Raw genomic sequence first — 14,947 nt, forward strand, 5'->3', positions numbered from 1 at the left:
TGGAGGTTACTATGGAAGATTTACTAAAAATGACAGGTAAGAATGTAGTCATCATGGGTGTAGCGAATAACCGCAGTTTGGCCTGGGGTGTCGCCCAGTCCCTTTATAAAGCAGGGGCAAACCTCATCTTTACATATAGAAAAGATCGTTCCTATACAAAGCTAAAGAAGCTGCTGGATGAGAATGAAATGGCGGCGGCAGCGGTCGTGCCCTGTGATGTAAATAACGATGAAAGCATCCAGGAAGCTTTTCAGACGATTGGAGAAAAAGTTGACTGTATTCATGGGGTTGTACACTCCATTGCTTTCGCTCACGCGGAGGACTTAAAAGGTGAATTTCTGAATACTTCAAGAAGCGGCTTCGCCTTTGCTCAGGATACAAGCGCCTATTCCCTAATTGCTGTGGCCAAAGCAGCTCATCCTTATATGAAAGAAGGAGGCGCGATAACAGCGATGAGCTATCTCGGAGCTGAGCGCGTAGTAGAAGGTTACAATGTAATGGGAGTGGCCAAAGCATCACTCGAATCTACTGTAAAATATTTAGCCGCAGATTTAGGAAAGCACAACATCCGTGTGAACGCTCTTTCAGCGGGAGCGATCCGCACACTTGCAGCAAAAGGAGTACCTTCATTCAACGAAATACTCCACAAGATTGAAGACACTGCGCCGCTTCGAAAAAATGTAACCAAGGAAGAAGTTGGAGATATGACGCTTGCCATGATGAGCCATCTTTCCAGAGGGGTTACAGGTGAAATTGTATATGTAGATTCAGGTTATAACATACTTGGATAGCTTGAAAAAAGTCCGATTCTCCACCGAGAATCGGACTTTTTTAAATTCAAGAGGTAATTAAATTAGAGACTTGAAGTCTCAGAGTTAAGCGAATCATCTTCCGCAGGACCTTCAAGTAAATTAATATCTCGAATCAGATTCTTCCTCGACCCGGCCCGGAAGTTCATCAACTAGCCAACAAAAAGTCTAACAAATGCAATCTATATAGTGGTGTTAATCGATAGAAATGTGAAGTTATTTCTTGGAAAGAAAACGTTTCATACTTCTAATTTAGGGAAAAGTAAGCATTAGACAAGGAAATAAGACGCAGGACAAAAAGTACAGAATGGAGGATCAGTAAGATGCAAAAACAACAGACCATTATTGAAGAATCTCTAAAAGCTTTAATGGAAGATGAATCGTTCCTGCCTGATCTCCAGGCACAGACACGTGAACAGGCCTTTAAATCCCTGGTAGCTTTACTTTCCACCCCCAATCATATACATAAATCCTTTTTGAGGGTGACGCTGGATGACAACACCATTGTTCGTATACCGGCATTCCGGGTCCAGCACAGTGATACGGTTGGGCCATACAAAGGCGGGGTACGATTCCACGAATCCGTAAACGAAGGAGAAGTTTCGAACCTGGCCAAGCTGATGACCTTGAAAAACGCACTCCATGAGCTTCCTTTTGGCGGTGGTAAAGGTGGGGTCGTTATTAAACCCAAGGAGTACAACATCAAAGAGCTCAATCTGATATGTAAGAAATATGTACAGTATTTCGATGATATACTAGGTCCCGATAAAGATATTCCTGCTCCGGACGTAGGAACCGGTGAACGGGAGATGGACTGGATGATGGGCGAATTCAAAAACATTCATCCCGGTGAACCTTACCGCAACAGCTTTACAGGAAAGAGTGTAGTTAACGGCGGATCACTTGGAAGACGTGAAGCTACCGGTAAAGGAGTTTACTTCACCTTCCGTTATATGATGCACAATTTCTTAAATGAAAATAGAAAGTGGTTGTCCGACACCGATAACATTTTTGCAAATACTGCTTTAAATCATCATGATCAAAAACTGAGCATGGCTATACAAGGATTTGGTAACCTGGGTTCTGTAGCTGCTCTTGAGGCTTATCAGTGCGATTATCTTCAGAACAAAATTGTAGCAGTCAGCGATCACAATGTTATGCTTTACAATAATGACGGGCTAGATGTCCCTGCCCTCATCAAGTTTACTGAGGAATCAGATGGAGATCTTCCAACGACGGAAGAAGAGTTGGAAGAGCATGAAATTAAAGCCGAGATTAGAGAGCGTGATGAACTGCTGGAAATGGATTGTGACGTTCTTCTGCTTGCTGCGCTTGAGGATCAAATTCATGAAGATAATATGGAACGGATTCAGGCTTCTATGATCATAGAAGGGGCGAACGGTCCAATTACAGAAGATGCTGACCGGTATCTTGCAGACAAAGGTGTCCTAATTGTACCGGATATTCTTGCGAACGCAGGCGGGGTTATTGTTTCGTACTACGAATGGATTCAAGGCCGTGAAGCGCAATTTATGACAGAGGATCAGGTTTTTGAGCGTTTATTTGATAAAATGAAATACACGATGGACACGATTTTACCACAGTTCTTTGGAGATCCATTCCCGCTTAGACAGAACTGCTATATTCATTCGGTTATGAAATTATCCACGATTATGTATCGTCAAGGGAAACTGTATTAATCAGTGAGAAGAACCAGCCAATCTATTTGGCTGGTTTTTTTAATAAAAATGAAACTAATAGACCGGGGGAGACGTATAACTATATAGAACGTCAGGGAAAGCCTGCAGGTTTCGAACGACTTGAAATTTTACGGATTCCTATAGAATAGAATATAGTTAGTCTATAGGAACTTTTGGCTCACCGCTTTTCATTGAAAAAACAGGGGAGGTAAGTCCTGAATAGACTTGGAGGAGGAGAAAGTTGGATAAACAGATAAATAACATTCGACCACTGCAGAATAAGAAACAAAAGAAGTACCTTGGCTTAGCAGGTAAAATTTTTGGAGTTTTGATTGTGCTTGCTTTTCTACTATGGCTTACCCTAAGTTGGATTACCGATTATATTTGGATGGATTCTCTGGGATTCGAATCGGTGTACACCACAATATTCAGCACTAAGATCTTACTTGGTATTATAGGATTCATTGTTTATTTCGCACTGACATATGTAACGCTTTCATTAATCAGAAAAGGGTACATCCGCTATTTTGAAAGGGATGAACTCCCATCCGTAATCCGGGAGAAGAAGTGGGGGCGCCTCATTAGTGTTGGAGTTGCGGCCTTAGTTGGCTTGTTCGGAAGCAGTATTGTTCAAAGTATAGGATGGGAATTGTGGCTGAAGTTCTTAAATAATTCTTCCTTTGGGGTGAATGATCCTCACTTCTCCATGGATATTTCCTTTTATATGTTTGAACTGCCATTCATTAATTTTGCTGTAAATACTCTAATGGGCTTAGGGATTTTTCTACTTCTTGTTGAAATCGGCTTTTATTCCGCTTTTAATATGTACCGAAAAAGCCGTTTTGCCCAGCTTCATATGGGCGGCACCCTGGCCGTAATAGCGCTGCTATTGGCTATGCAACATGTATTAGCTCCCTTCGGCACGCTCCTGACTAATGAAGTGAACATATTTCAAACCAGCGTGGTGCACGGGTTAAGTTACACAGATGACGCCGTAAATATCCCTGCCTCCTATGTGTTAGCCGGAGCAGCCATTATCGGAGCTGTCTGGATGATTATTGCTTTGATGCGTGGTAAATATAGAGCCATGTTGATTCCTGTCATTGCTTATATAGGAATAGTCGTGCTAAGTCAGGGAGCATCTATTATAGTCCAGAACTATGTAGTATCCCCAAATGAATTCTCAAAAGAGACTCCTTATCTTGAGCACAATTTGAATTTTACTCGGACCGCTTATGATCTGGAGGCGATTGATGAACGCCAGCATCCAGGAAATGAAACGCTCGATCAATCACTGATTGAAAGTAATCAGTTGACCATTAATAACGTCCGGATCAACGATGCTAGACCGATTCTTGACATTTATAATCAACTTCAAACATTCAGGACCTACTATGAATTCAATGATATCGACATAGACAGATACCAGGTAGATGAAGAATATCAGCAGGTATTCCTTGGAGCCAGAGAGTTAAACACGGATGATCTTCCGTCTCAGGCTAAAACATGGGTGAACGAAAACTTAAGATATACTCATGGTTATGGTATAGCTATGAGTGACGTGAATAAAATCACGGCTCAAGGACAGCCGGAGTATATGCTGAAAAACCTCCCTTCTCAAGGGGTCATGGACATCTCTCGTCCGCAAATTTACTTTGGTGAAGAAAGCTATCAAAATGTAATTGTGAACAGTGGTGTAGATGAATTTGACTACCCTTCCGGTGAGGAAAATAAATCCACCCGCTTTGAAGCAGACACTGGTATCCCGCTAGCGGGTCTGAACCGGGCGCTTTTCAGTTTAGAAGCTGGATCCTTCCGAATGTTTGTATCGGATCAGGTGACCGGCGACAGTCAGCTGCTGGCTGAACGAAACATTATGGACCGAGTTGAAAAAATTGCTCCTTTTCTAAATTACGATGAGGATCCTTATATCTTCGTTCGTGAAGACGGCAGTCTTTCGTGGATGATTGATGCGTACTTAACAGCCGAACGGTATCCTTACTCAGAGCCGCATAAAGGGGAAGAAAATTATGTCCGAAACTCTGTAAAGGTAACGATTGACGCTTACACAGGTGAAGTAGACTTTTACGCTGTTAATCCGGATGAACCGCTTCTTCAAACGTATCAGAAAATGTTTCCGGACCTCTTTACAGAAGACATACCGGCTGATATTCAGTCCCACTTCCGTTACCCAGTGGATCTGTTTAAAATACAAGCATCCATGTATGGTACTTACCACATGACCAATCTGGAAGTATTTTATAACCGGGAAGACTACTGGGAATTTCCTACTGAAAAGTATTTTGATGAGGATATAGAGATGGAGCCTTATTATATTACGATGAAGCTTCCGGAGAGTGATGAGGAAGAATTTGTACTTATGACTCCTTACACTCCAAGAAATCGTCAAAATATGATTGCCTGGATGGGAGTAAGAAACGATGGGGAGAACTACGGAGAAACATTTGTCTACCGTTTCCCTAAACAAGAGAATGTCTATGGTCCGCAGCAAATTGAAAATCGAATTAACCAGGACAGTAACATTTCTCAGCAATTGAACCTCTGGTCTCAGGGCGGTTCCGAAGTCATTCGAGGTAATCTGCTTGTCATTCCGATTCAGGATACGGTGTTGTACGCTGAACCGATTTACATTGAATCCTCCAACGAAACGTCCCTGCCTGAAGTCAAACAGATTATATTGGCTTATGGCGATCAGATTGTAATGGAACCTACATTTGACCAGGCGCTCGAAAGTCTTCTTGCTCGAACCGATCCAGACGTTGAACCGAGTGAGGGTGAAGAAGAGCAGCCTGAAGGAAATGAAAACGCTCAAGACTTGGTAGAATCAGAACAAAAACTCCAGGAGCTTTCCACTTTATTTGAGGAATATCAAAATGCGCTATCCAATGGAAATTGGGAACAAGCGGGCACGATTATGAGTGAAATAGAAAGTATGCTGGGTGAAGCGAATTAACGATTTATAACATAAAAAGATGCTTTCCATGTTAAAAGGAAAGCATTTTTTTATTTTTCCTCTGAGAGTTCTCGTTATTGATCACCCCCAAATAAGCCCCATTATCTCCGTCATTTTCACCCAGTCCATACGCCGCTGACCAAGGTGCTTCCGCTTTCAACCTGGGAGTCCCGCCATGTCCTACCAATCCAGTGTTTTCTCATGAACGGACCTGGAGAAGTGGAGAACTTTCTCCCTTCAACTAATCTTTTCTTCGGGCTGATCCTTATAAAACTGCCAGTTCACTCCGTCCTGCCATAAATCTTCGAACACTGAACTCAGCTGCCGTCCCATTCTTTCGTCGTCTACCCGAAGCAGGATTTCATCATTTTTTCTCTCGGCATTATAAGTGAAATTATAAGAACCGACTAAAGCATGGATGCGGTCAGAAATCAGCATTTTAATATGCATCGTTCCGTCGTGGGTGTTGGTACGGACGGAAACCCCGTTGTCCGTGAGTTCCTTAATATTTTTGATCTGAGATTCGAACGATTTTAGCTGTTCCCGGTCAGTAAATACTCGCACTATAACGCCTCGTTTCGACGCTTGAATCAGCTCAGCGGCTATATGGTGGTTGGAAAAAAGAAAAATGGCTACATCAATGGTTTTCTCAGCATTTTGAATGGTTTCTATGATCTCTTTTAAAGGAGAGCGCTCCGTTTTGGATAGAAAATAAGCGAGGGAATACGTCTCTTTCTTTTGCCTAATTGTCCACCTATACGTAATATAAGAGCTTGCCAAGATGGAGCATCCGGCGGTTATTAGGATTTCCATATAGTTCCTCCTATCCTTCATCTATATTTATGTGAACCCATTTTTGTCCTATTCAATCCGTCTTGTTTGAATGTCACTGGTCCATAAGGAGAATAAATTCAACCGAGTACACCCAAATTAATAAAAAAGGAGGAAATATGTATGGGTAAAGATTCACAGAACGTTCATTCTGAGAGTTCACCGCACCCTGATGGGAATAGGGAAGGAGTAATAAGTAATTCTAAAGGGTTGCAGATGGGTGTTACCGTGGATGCGAAGCGGTCTTGGAAAGGAAAAGAAAAAGAATTGAACTTGCAGCCCGATGAAAAAATAAAAGAATTTAAACAGCATATGGAAAATATAACGGGGAAGGAAGACTAATGTTCAAAGATGCTAAAAAAGCTCACAGCCATAAGCTGTGAGCTTTTTCTATAGGGTCTGATATTTTTTATAATCAGCCTGTATTACGAAGACCAGCTGCAATACCACTTATGGTCAGCAGGACTTCGGTTAGTAGTTCATCATCTTGATCTTCCGATGCGCGCAGCTCTTTAATCAGCTCCACTTGAAGGAAATTCAGCGGATCGACGTAAGGGTTACGCAGGCGTACGGATTCTTTGATCGTCGGCTGATGAGTGAGTAATTCTTCATCCCCTGAGATCTTCAGAAGAATTTCTTTGGTTCGCTCGTATTCGTCAACGATGTTATTAAAGATTCGTTCACCAAGCTCCTGGTCATTAACCAGCTGTGTATATTCCTGTGCTGTTTGAATATCAGCTTTAGTAAGAGCCATCTGTAAGTTGTTGATGGTGGAGCGGAAGAACGGCCAATTAATATACATCTGCTTAAGCTGTTCAAGTCTGTCATTATCATTTTCAACGTAACTCGCGAGGCCTGAACCTGCTGCATACCAAGCAGGGATCAGCTGACGGTTCTGTGACCATGCGAATACCCATGGGATCGCACGCAGATTCTCAAACTTGGAACTGTCTTTACGCTTCATTGGACGTGAGCCAATGTTCAGTTCACTGATTTCTTTTAATGGCGTCGCTTCGTTGAAGTAGGTCAGGAAGTCTTTATCGCCGAATACCAGGGATTGATATTTCTTCAGTGAAATTTCAGCAATTTCTTCCATCGCCTGTTCCCATGCGTCTTCGCGATTATGAGCTTGTTCTGATTCCTGGGAAACATTGGCTGCCCCTTCGAGTAAGGTGGATGCGCCTTGCTCCAGGCTGCGGTACGCAATATCTTTTATCAAATAGCGGGAGGAAAGAACTTCCCCTTGTTCGGTAATTTTTACACCGTCCCCCAGTGTTTCTTCCGGCTGGGAAAGGAGGCTTCGGTTTAGGGGACCGCCACCGCGACCCAAGGAACCGCCGCGCCCGTGGAAGAACTTCAGTCCGACGTTATACTCGCGGGCCATTGTATGAATTTCCTGCTGGGCTTTGTATAGTCTCCAGTTAGCTGTTAATGTACCGCCATCTTTACTGCCGTCTGAATAACCAAGCATGATTTCCTGATGATTATTTCGGTGCTTAAGATGTTTCGCATAGACATCCATCTCAAATAACGTCTTCAGGATTTCAGGTCCAGCTACGAGGTCATCAACGGTTTCCAGTAATGGAGCTACGTTAATATTGCTTTCAACCGTTCCGTCAGCATGCAGACGGTAAATGCCGGCTTCTTTAGCAAGCACGAGAACTTCTAACAGGTCGCTTGCAGATTCCGTCATACTAATCAGGTAAACTTCAATGGAGCGCTTCCCGAACTCAATATGTGCGTTACGAATCATTTGGAAGACGGTAAGCATTTCCTGAGTGCTGTCTGAATAATCCTCGTTTAATAATGAAATAGGACGCGGGTCCTTCAATACGTTTTGCAGAACCTCAATTTTCTTGTCTTCAGCAAGTTCACTATAATTATCTTCAATACTTACCTTACGCAACAGCTCGTCCACTGCTGATTCGTGTTCACCACTATGGTTCCGTATATCGAGAGTTGCTAAGTGGAACCCGAACAATTCGACCTGGCGAATCAGTTTGCGCAGTTTTTTCAATTCGCGTCTGGCAGGCTGGTGCGTTTTGGCGCTTTTCTGAATTTGATAAAGATCTTCAAGCAGTTCATCAGCATAATCATAGCCGAGATCTGATTGACCGACCTGGCGCAAACGTTCCAGAACGATAGCAAATTTACGGCGGTAAATCTCTTTTTCCACGCGCCATTTCTTCCCTTTAGGGAGCTGCGGTTCTTCTTTCTCTATGGATGCCATTAATTCGTCAGTAACCGTTACTTGCGCAGAAGAATGACTGAAACGCTTCATTAACTCTACGAGCACTTCTTCATACTTATTCAGGACAAGATTACGCTGCTTCTGTAAAGTCTGCCACGTAATGTCAGGGGTCACGTTCGGATTTCCGTCACGATCGCCTCCAATCCAGGAACCGAAACGAAGGAAATTAGGCACATCCCAATCTTCTTCCGGATAGTTCTCCTCGAGACAATATTCCAGTTCCTGATGGATTTCTGGAAGCACATCGAAAAGTGTTTCATCAAAGTAATAGAGGCCGTTTCGCACCTCATCCATTACAGTCGGCTTACGATCACGCAGTTCATCCGTCTGCCATAGAACGCTGACTTCGTTTTGAAGACTGTCCTTCAGGCTGTCTCTTTCATTCTTAGTAAGTTGAGGATTATCCAGCTTCTGCAAAATAGTAGCAATTCTCTTCTGGATTTCCAGCACGGTTCTTTTTGTAGCTTCTGTTGGGTGTGCGGTAATAATCAGTTCAAGAGAGAGATGATCCAACACATTTTGAATCACATCTTTTGAAAAATTATTATTCTTTAAATTAAGTACGGCGCTTTCTAGAGAGAAAGGCTGAGCTCCGTGATCTTCTCTTAGTTGATACTCGCGGCGTCTGCGGATACGGTGGTTTTGTTCAGCTATGTTAACGAGGTGGAAATAAATTGAGAAAGCCCGGATCACCTGGGATCGCATAGGAGGCTTGAGGTTTTGAATTTCTTCTTTCAGTTGATTATAAGTAGATGTACTATGATTGTTTCGAAGATCTTTCGTCAATTGACGAATAGTTTCAACTTTGTTTAATAACTCTTCTCCGCCGTGATGGACAAGTAGATTACCGAGCATTTTACCCAGTTCATTAATGTCCCGGCGTAAGGGAGTTGTATGATCGTTTGTTTTTGGTTGATTAGTCACACTTTCACCTTCCTGTAATTACACTTATTTTATAGTTACTTGAAAGTTACCTTATGTTTTCATAATGTTATCAGAATAATGGGCATAGTCAAATACTTCGAACCGTAACGATGACAGCAGATTGAGGGATTTTGGACAGGGTTAAATTGGTAAGAGTATATAATATAAGTAATGTAAGCGTTATCTTTTAAGGGGAGGGAAGAAGGACCTATTTTTGTAATTTTTTTTAAGATTGAGTTACAAATGGTTTGCTTATCGTTAAAAAAAGGAAAGAAATGTTATTATAGTAGCAATCAAATTATAGGAGGATCTCCATGTCTGTACAATTAGTACTTGATTCCAAGTCAACATTAGGTGAAGGTCCAAGCTGGGACTCAGAAAAGGAAGTTCTGTATTGGGTAGATATTGTCGGGAAGAAGATTCACCGATATGATCCCGTCCAGCATGAAAATACGACGGTAGAATTGGAGCAGTATCCTGGTACCATTCAACCGCGTGAGGATGGCGAAGTCATTCTTGCGCTTCAAAATGGCTTTTACTTTTATAACTGGATGTCAGAAACTCTGGAGCCTATAACCGATCCGGAAAAACACTTACCAGGCAATCGGTTTAATGATGGTAAATGCGACCCTGCGGGAAGGTTTTGGGCAGGGACTATGAATTTAGAGGAGCAGCAGGACAAAGGAGCTCTCTACAGGCTGGATACGAATCTTGAAGTTACAGAGAAGCTGAATGGACTCAGCATATCCAATGGGATCGCATGGTCACCTGATCATGCCTATATGTATCATATTGATACGCCCACCAAACAAGTGATGCGATACGACTTTAATATGGAGACAGGGGAAATTACCAATCCGAAAACCGTGGTAACCATTCCGGATGATCAAGGGTCGCCGGATGGCATGACCATTGATGAAGAAGGGATGCTATGGATCGCTCATTTTGGCGGAGCAGGCGTTTCCAGATGGGACCCTGAAAAAGGAGAGTGTTTAGAATTCATCGATGTCCCGGCTGCAAATGTCACATGCTGTGTATTTGGCGGTAAGGATATGAATGAACTCTATATTACGACAGCCAGAAAAGGTATGAGTGATGAGGACTTAGAGAAGTATCCGGAAGCAGGAGGACTGTTTAAATTAAAAACAAAAGTCCGTGGGCTTCCGTCTTATCCATTTAAAGGGTGAAGTTTAAAAGCAGTTGACATATAAATCAATATCCCGAAATCAATTCTTACAGAATCCGGGGCTCAACTGTAAGAACAACACGGTAATTTAAAAGAGCCATATTATTAAAAAGGAAGCTTCCTAGTACGAGGAAGCTTCCTTTTTTTGGTGGGATGAGTGTGGTTCCCACTCCGTTCGCAACAGACTCATTTCTAATAGGTTCCAAAATGATCCGTTTACTTTCCGGTGGTCTCTAAGCAGTCCATCTTTTTGAAAACCGGCTTTTTCATAGCAGCGGATCGCCGGTTGATTAAAATCAAAGACACCAAGGGCTACCTTATGAAGCTTAAGTTCCTCAAAAGCAATAGCTGTAACCTCGGCAATCATTTGTTCTCCAATTCCACGGTTTTGATGTTCTGGACTTACCAGGACTTTACCGATTCGGGCTGATTCATTCTTCTTATCTATTCTTCCTAAAGAAATGTGTCCGACCACTTCTTTGGATTCAGAATCCCATGCTTTATACACGATGCGGTCAGGCTGGCGGGTATAAGAGTCCAGCTGGTTATGATCCAGAGGGAATTGAAAAATGGGGCCTCCCCATTTCATTAAGAAAGCCTCTGTAGGAATCCAGCCAATCAGCTGATCATAATCTTCGCTTGAAAAATTCTGTAATTCAATCAACTTGTTCCACCTCTACCTTTTTGTATTTCCTTCCTTTTCTTGCCTTATTAAATCCCTCAAATATATCTATTCCAGAAAAAACTACAGCGGTTATTACAGCCGTTAGCCTGATCCACTGAGTTAGATTCGATAAATCGGATTGGAGAGCTGTTTCAAGCTCTGTAACAGCGGCTGGATTAAACAAATCTGGATGGCTGATCATCAGACTTAATAGAATGATCCAAAGAACGTTATATAGTGTATTAATAAAAGCCAGTTTTATCGTCCACTGCTTTAAGAACCATTTATAAATGATTATAGCAAGAGAACTTCCTGCTAATATAGCAATGTAAGGCCAAAAACTAGTGAGGATTTCTTCGTTAAATATCGTGGCGGCCTTATTTAAACTTTCACCATTTTCCTGCTCGTATATAGCAAAAAGACGGGAAGCATTCAGATAAACCGTTATGCCAACAGCGGTCCAGATAAGTCCCCCTGCCAGTTCCCAGTTCGATATCAATCGTTTCTTTGGAATGGCTGGTTTATTCTTCAACTGATCTGGAGTCCAGGCTTTTCCGAAAGGTTCCTCCTCTGATTTCGTGGACCGTTCGACAACAGCAAAAATAACTGTAATCCAGAACACAGATTGAATCCCAGCAGATGCTGCCGCAAAAGAGGTTTGAATGAAGATCGATAGAATAATAGAAATCATACTTGTTTCACCAGAGAAAGAAAGAATCTCTTCAGCCACTACGGAGATGACAACAATGATCATAATAATAGGAAGAACGAGCTTTAAAATGTTCAAATACTGATCGTATAAGGCAGGACCAATTAAATAGGAAGGACGATCACTATAGCGTCTGGCGAGTACAGCCGGGTCGCCCAGGTTCGTTAACACAGCTCTTACATCTTTTTCTGATGGATGCTCAGGAAGCATATCTTCAATAGTGGATTGGAGTTCGAGGGCAACATCGTCCTGCATTTTCTCTGGGAGTCTTCGAGTGACCTCGTAAACATACGGTTTAATTAAGTCCATCCTTTTCCTCTCCTTGTAGTAAATTATGAAGTTGTAAAGAAGTTCTTTCCCATTCTGCTTTCAGCTCATTAAAGATCTCATAACCATAATCACTCAGTACGTAATACTTTCTAGGCCGACTTTCCGACGTATCCCACGTGCTGGTTACTAATTCCTGTTTTTCCAGTCGTCTGAGCAAAGGGTAAAGTGTACTTTGATCAATAACAATGCCCGAAGATTCCAAGCGCTGAACAAGTGAGTATCCATACTGAGGAGACTTTAATTGGCTGAGCACAGCAAGCGTCAAAGAGCCCCTTCTCATCTCCGTAATTAAGGAATTTAATAATTTACTCAATGAGCCACCTCGCTCTCTCTTTATAGTGTATATCATACACCATTGTATGACATATAACAATAACATTATTACGGCGTCCTAAAAGGTAAAACCCTTTCGCTTTAAAGTGGCAAATTTTTTTAGTTTCTAACAGGAGCAATTCAATGATAAAGTAGATAAGAAGTTTAAGATTGAAGTAAGGAGGGAGTCTAGTGGCTGACCAGGAAAGTAACGAAGTCATAGATGAAGCATTAGGAGAGAAAGACATTCGACGGTTAGAATTTCGTGGTGGTGTATTTGCTGCGACGATTCCTTTAGTGTTTTTCATTATTTGGGCGATTGCCTTAAGTGTAACGGAATTAGTAACCGAGCAGTCCCTTGTACTTGGGATGGTAATCGGGATAGCCATTGGTTTGTTTTTCTGTAAATCCCAGTGGGCAGATTATGCTCAAAGTTTATTTTCAGGAATGGCTCAGCCCGTAGGTGTTATTGCTGTTATCGCCTGGTTTTGGGCAGGGATGTTTGCGAAGCTATTATCGGCCGGTGGGCTTGTAGATGGCCTGATCTGGTTTGGTTTTCAGACAGGATTAGAAGGTGGCGCTTTTGTAGCCATTACTTTCTTATTGTCAGCTCTGTTCGCAACGGCCGTAGGTACAGGTTATGGTACAGTAGCTACGTTCGGCGTCCTAATGTATCCGGCTGGTGTCATTTTAGGGGCAGATCCCGTAATATTACTTGCCGCTATCTTAAGTGGTGCGGTGTTTGGAGACAATCTGGCTCCTGTATCTGATACCACCATCGTATCTGCGACTACTCAGGAAGCAGATGTACCTGGGGTTGTTCGCTCAAGGTTCAAATATTCCATAACGGCTGCTATTCCGGCTCTTATTCTATTTATTATTTTTGGTGGCGGCGGAGAACAGGGAAGTACAGAAGTTATTAATCAGCTGCAGGCGCAAGTAGCTCCTGACGGGTTGATTATGCTCCTGCCATTCATTCTCGTACTCTATCTGGCACTGAGCGGGCATCACTTGCTTACCTCATTGACATGGGGGATCGTCACTTCCATCGGACTCATTGCTGTGTCAGGTGTTTCCTTAACAAAAGTTCTTCACATTTATAAAAATGATTCTGGAGAGGCTGTTGTGGAGGGCGCCTTAATGAGTGGAATAGGCGGCTATTTTAATATGGCCATTCTAATTCTATTAATTTTGGCTGCTGCCCATTTGCTTGAGGTAGCCGGTACAATGGAAGTTATTAAAAATTTCTTCCTTGGAATAATTAAAAATGTGGTTCGCCGGGCGGAACTTTCGATATTTGGAATTGTAGCCTTTTTAAATGTGTTTATCACAATAAACACAGCGGCAGAAATTGCTGCAGCTCCATTTGTCAGAAAGCTTGGGATAGAGATGAATATCCATCCATATCGCAGAGCCAACTTCCTCGATACGGTGACTTCATCATTAGGCTACATTTTTCCGTGGAGCGGTGGAGTGCTTCTCGCATGGGCTACGATCCAGGGAGCTGCGGAAGAGTATGACTTCCTTCCGGTTGTTGGTCCAACAGAAGTCTTTCCATATGTGTTCCAGGGCTGGGGACTGCTCATCGTTATGTTTGTTGCAGCCATGACTGGCTGGGGACTACGTTATAGTGGGAAAAATGGGGAAGAAGTTAAACCAACAAAACATTCGTAATAGAAAATCCTCCCTGGGCGGCTTGCCGCAGGGAGGATTTTTTTATTGGATATGAGCTTTTGTTTCTTTCATTTGATCTAAATGACGAAGCTCGTGCCAGCCGATAAATTCTACCCACTGTTCAAGGTTCAGGTCACCGAAAGAGGGATGAGGGAAAGCGCGATTCTGAAGTGTTTCCTTATCCTTATTATGAACTAGGAAATAAGTGGCTTCACGCGTATGTTCCAAACCTTTCTTTGCCTCTTCCAACGTGTTGAATTCGCCTTTTGGTTTCAGGGGTTGAGGTGCCTCTACTTTATAGTCGCGGTTGGTTGTCTTATGAAGCGGCTTTTCATTTACCTGCTGCTCATCCCCCTGTTTGATCGCCTGATTCATCTGATGGACAATCATTTGTTCCATTAAGTACAAATGCTCTAAGACTTCTAAAATAGACCAGGAATTTTCATCCGGTTTCGTGCGTGCTTCCTCGTTAGATACCTCTTCCACAAAAGCTAGTAATTCGTTTCTTTTTTCTTCTATTCCGTACATCTTGTAACCATCCTTTCCAAGTATAGGATATTTCGAGTCTACCATATGTAGCCGC

Annotated in this window: 12 protein-coding genes; 6 read left to right on the forward strand and 6 right to left on the reverse strand. The window is 42.5% G+C overall.

Annotated elements, in window-relative coordinates:
* Positions 1-11 precede the first annotated feature (11 nt).
* From fabI to HBHAL_RS03830, 3 genes are all read left to right on the forward strand, one after another.
* A complete protein-coding gene (gene fabI, locus HBHAL_RS03820; RefSeq protein ID WP_014642029.1) occupies positions 12-791 on the forward strand; it encodes an enoyl-ACP reductase FabI in 780 nt (259 codons plus the stop codon).
* Positions 792-1,132: 341 nt separating this feature from the next.
* A complete protein-coding gene (locus HBHAL_RS03825; protein ID WP_014642030.1) occupies positions 1,133-2,509 on the forward strand; it encodes a Glu/Leu/Phe/Val family dehydrogenase in 1,377 nt (458 codons plus the stop codon).
* 241 nt (positions 2,510-2,750) lie between these two features.
* Positions 2,751-5,483: a UPF0182 family membrane protein gene (locus tag HBHAL_RS03830; RefSeq protein WP_014642032.1), complete on the forward strand. Its 2,733-nt coding sequence runs from the start codon at positions 2,751-2,753 to the stop codon at positions 5,481-5,483.
* Positions 5,484-5,720: 237 nt separating this feature from the next.
* Here HBHAL_RS03830 and HBHAL_RS03835 read toward each other — a convergent pair whose 3' ends face one another.
* Positions 5,721-6,296, reverse strand: a complete 576-nt coding sequence (locus HBHAL_RS03835) for a phospholipase D-like domain-containing protein (protein ID WP_014642034.1) — start codon at positions 6,294-6,296, stop codon at positions 5,721-5,723.
* Between the two features lie 141 nt (positions 6,297-6,437).
* On the opposite strand from HBHAL_RS03835, the gene HBHAL_RS03840 reads away from it, so the two are divergent.
* Entirely contained in the window at positions 6,438-6,656 is a 219-nt protein-coding gene (locus HBHAL_RS03840; protein WP_014642035.1) for a ubiquitin family protein, read from the forward strand.
* 73 nt (positions 6,657-6,729) lie between these two features.
* Here HBHAL_RS03840 and ppc read toward each other — a convergent pair whose 3' ends face one another.
* Positions 6,730-9,489, reverse strand: coding sequence for a phosphoenolpyruvate carboxylase (gene ppc, locus HBHAL_RS03845; RefSeq protein WP_014642036.1), 2,760 nt, complete (start codon positions 9,487-9,489; stop codon positions 6,730-6,732).
* 314 nt (positions 9,490-9,803) lie between these two features.
* Here ppc and HBHAL_RS03850 point away from each other — a divergent pair, with 314 nt between their 5' ends.
* Positions 9,804-10,676, forward strand: coding sequence for an SMP-30/gluconolactonase/LRE family protein (locus HBHAL_RS03850; RefSeq protein WP_014642037.1), 873 nt, complete (start codon positions 9,804-9,806; stop codon positions 10,674-10,676).
* Between the two features lie 120 nt (positions 10,677-10,796).
* Here the strand turns inward: HBHAL_RS03850 and HBHAL_RS03855 are convergent, their stop codons facing one another.
* Genes HBHAL_RS03855 through HBHAL_RS03865 form a run of 3 tightly spaced genes read right to left on the reverse strand, consistent with a single transcriptional unit; the run spans position 10,797 to position 12,691 of the window.
* Positions 10,797-11,339, reverse strand: a complete 543-nt coding sequence (locus tag HBHAL_RS03855) for a GNAT family N-acetyltransferase (protein ID WP_014642038.1) — start codon at positions 11,337-11,339, stop codon at positions 10,797-10,799.
* Positions 11,332-12,357 (reverse strand): HAAS signaling domain-containing protein, encoded by a 1,026-nt coding sequence (locus tag HBHAL_RS03860; protein WP_014642039.1) that lies wholly within the window; start codon positions 12,355-12,357, stop codon positions 11,332-11,334. Before HBHAL_RS03860 ends, HBHAL_RS03855 begins: the two co-directional genes overlap by 8 nt.
* Positions 12,344-12,691, reverse strand: a complete 348-nt coding sequence (locus HBHAL_RS03865; protein WP_014642040.1) for a PadR family transcriptional regulator — start codon at positions 12,689-12,691, stop codon at positions 12,344-12,346. Before HBHAL_RS03865 ends, HBHAL_RS03860 begins: the two co-directional genes overlap by 14 nt.
* Before the next feature lie 191 nt (positions 12,692-12,882).
* On the opposite strand from HBHAL_RS03865, the gene HBHAL_RS03870 reads away from it, so the two are divergent.
* Positions 12,883-14,364, forward strand: coding sequence for a Na+/H+ antiporter NhaC family protein (locus HBHAL_RS03870; RefSeq protein WP_014642041.1), 1,482 nt, complete (start codon positions 12,883-12,885; stop codon positions 14,362-14,364).
* A 42-nt stretch (positions 14,365-14,406) separates the two neighbouring features.
* On the opposite strand, the gene HBHAL_RS03875 is transcribed toward HBHAL_RS03870, so the two are convergent.
* Entirely contained in the window at positions 14,407-14,937 is a 531-nt protein-coding gene (locus tag HBHAL_RS03875; RefSeq protein WP_231853974.1) for a DinB family protein, read from the reverse strand.
* Between the last annotated feature and the right edge of the window lie 10 nt (positions 14,938-14,947).

The sequence above is a fragment of the Halobacillus halophilus DSM 2266 genome (assembly GCF_000284515.1).
Taxonomy (GTDB): Bacteria; Bacillota; Bacilli; order Bacillales; family Halobacillaceae; genus Halobacillus; species Halobacillus halophilus.

Bases quoted from the DNA above. Each gene is read 5' to 3' on its own strand.
- fabI (WP_014642029.1), top strand. From the start codon at position 12: ATGGAAGATTTACTAAAAATGACAGGTAAGAATGTAGTCATCATGGGT.
- HBHAL_RS03825 (WP_014642030.1), top strand. From the start codon at position 1,133: ATGCAAAAACAACAGACCATTATTGAAGAATCTCTAAAAGCTTTAATG.
- HBHAL_RS03835 (WP_014642034.1), bottom strand. From the start codon at position 6,296: ATGGAAATCCTAATAACCGCCGGATGCTCCATCTTGGCAAGCTCTTAT.
- HBHAL_RS03840 (WP_014642035.1), top strand. From the start codon at position 6,438: ATGGGTAAAGATTCACAGAACGTTCATTCTGAGAGTTCACCGCACCCT.
- HBHAL_RS03850 (WP_014642037.1), top strand. From the start codon at position 9,804: ATGTCTGTACAATTAGTACTTGATTCCAAGTCAACATTAGGTGAAGGT.
- HBHAL_RS03860 (WP_014642039.1), bottom strand. From the start codon at position 12,357: ATGGACTTAATTAAACCGTATGTTTACGAGGTCACTCGAAGACTCCCA.
- HBHAL_RS03875 (WP_231853974.1), bottom strand. From the start codon at position 14,937: ATGGTAGACTCGAAATATCCTATACTTGGAAAGGATGGTTACAAGATG.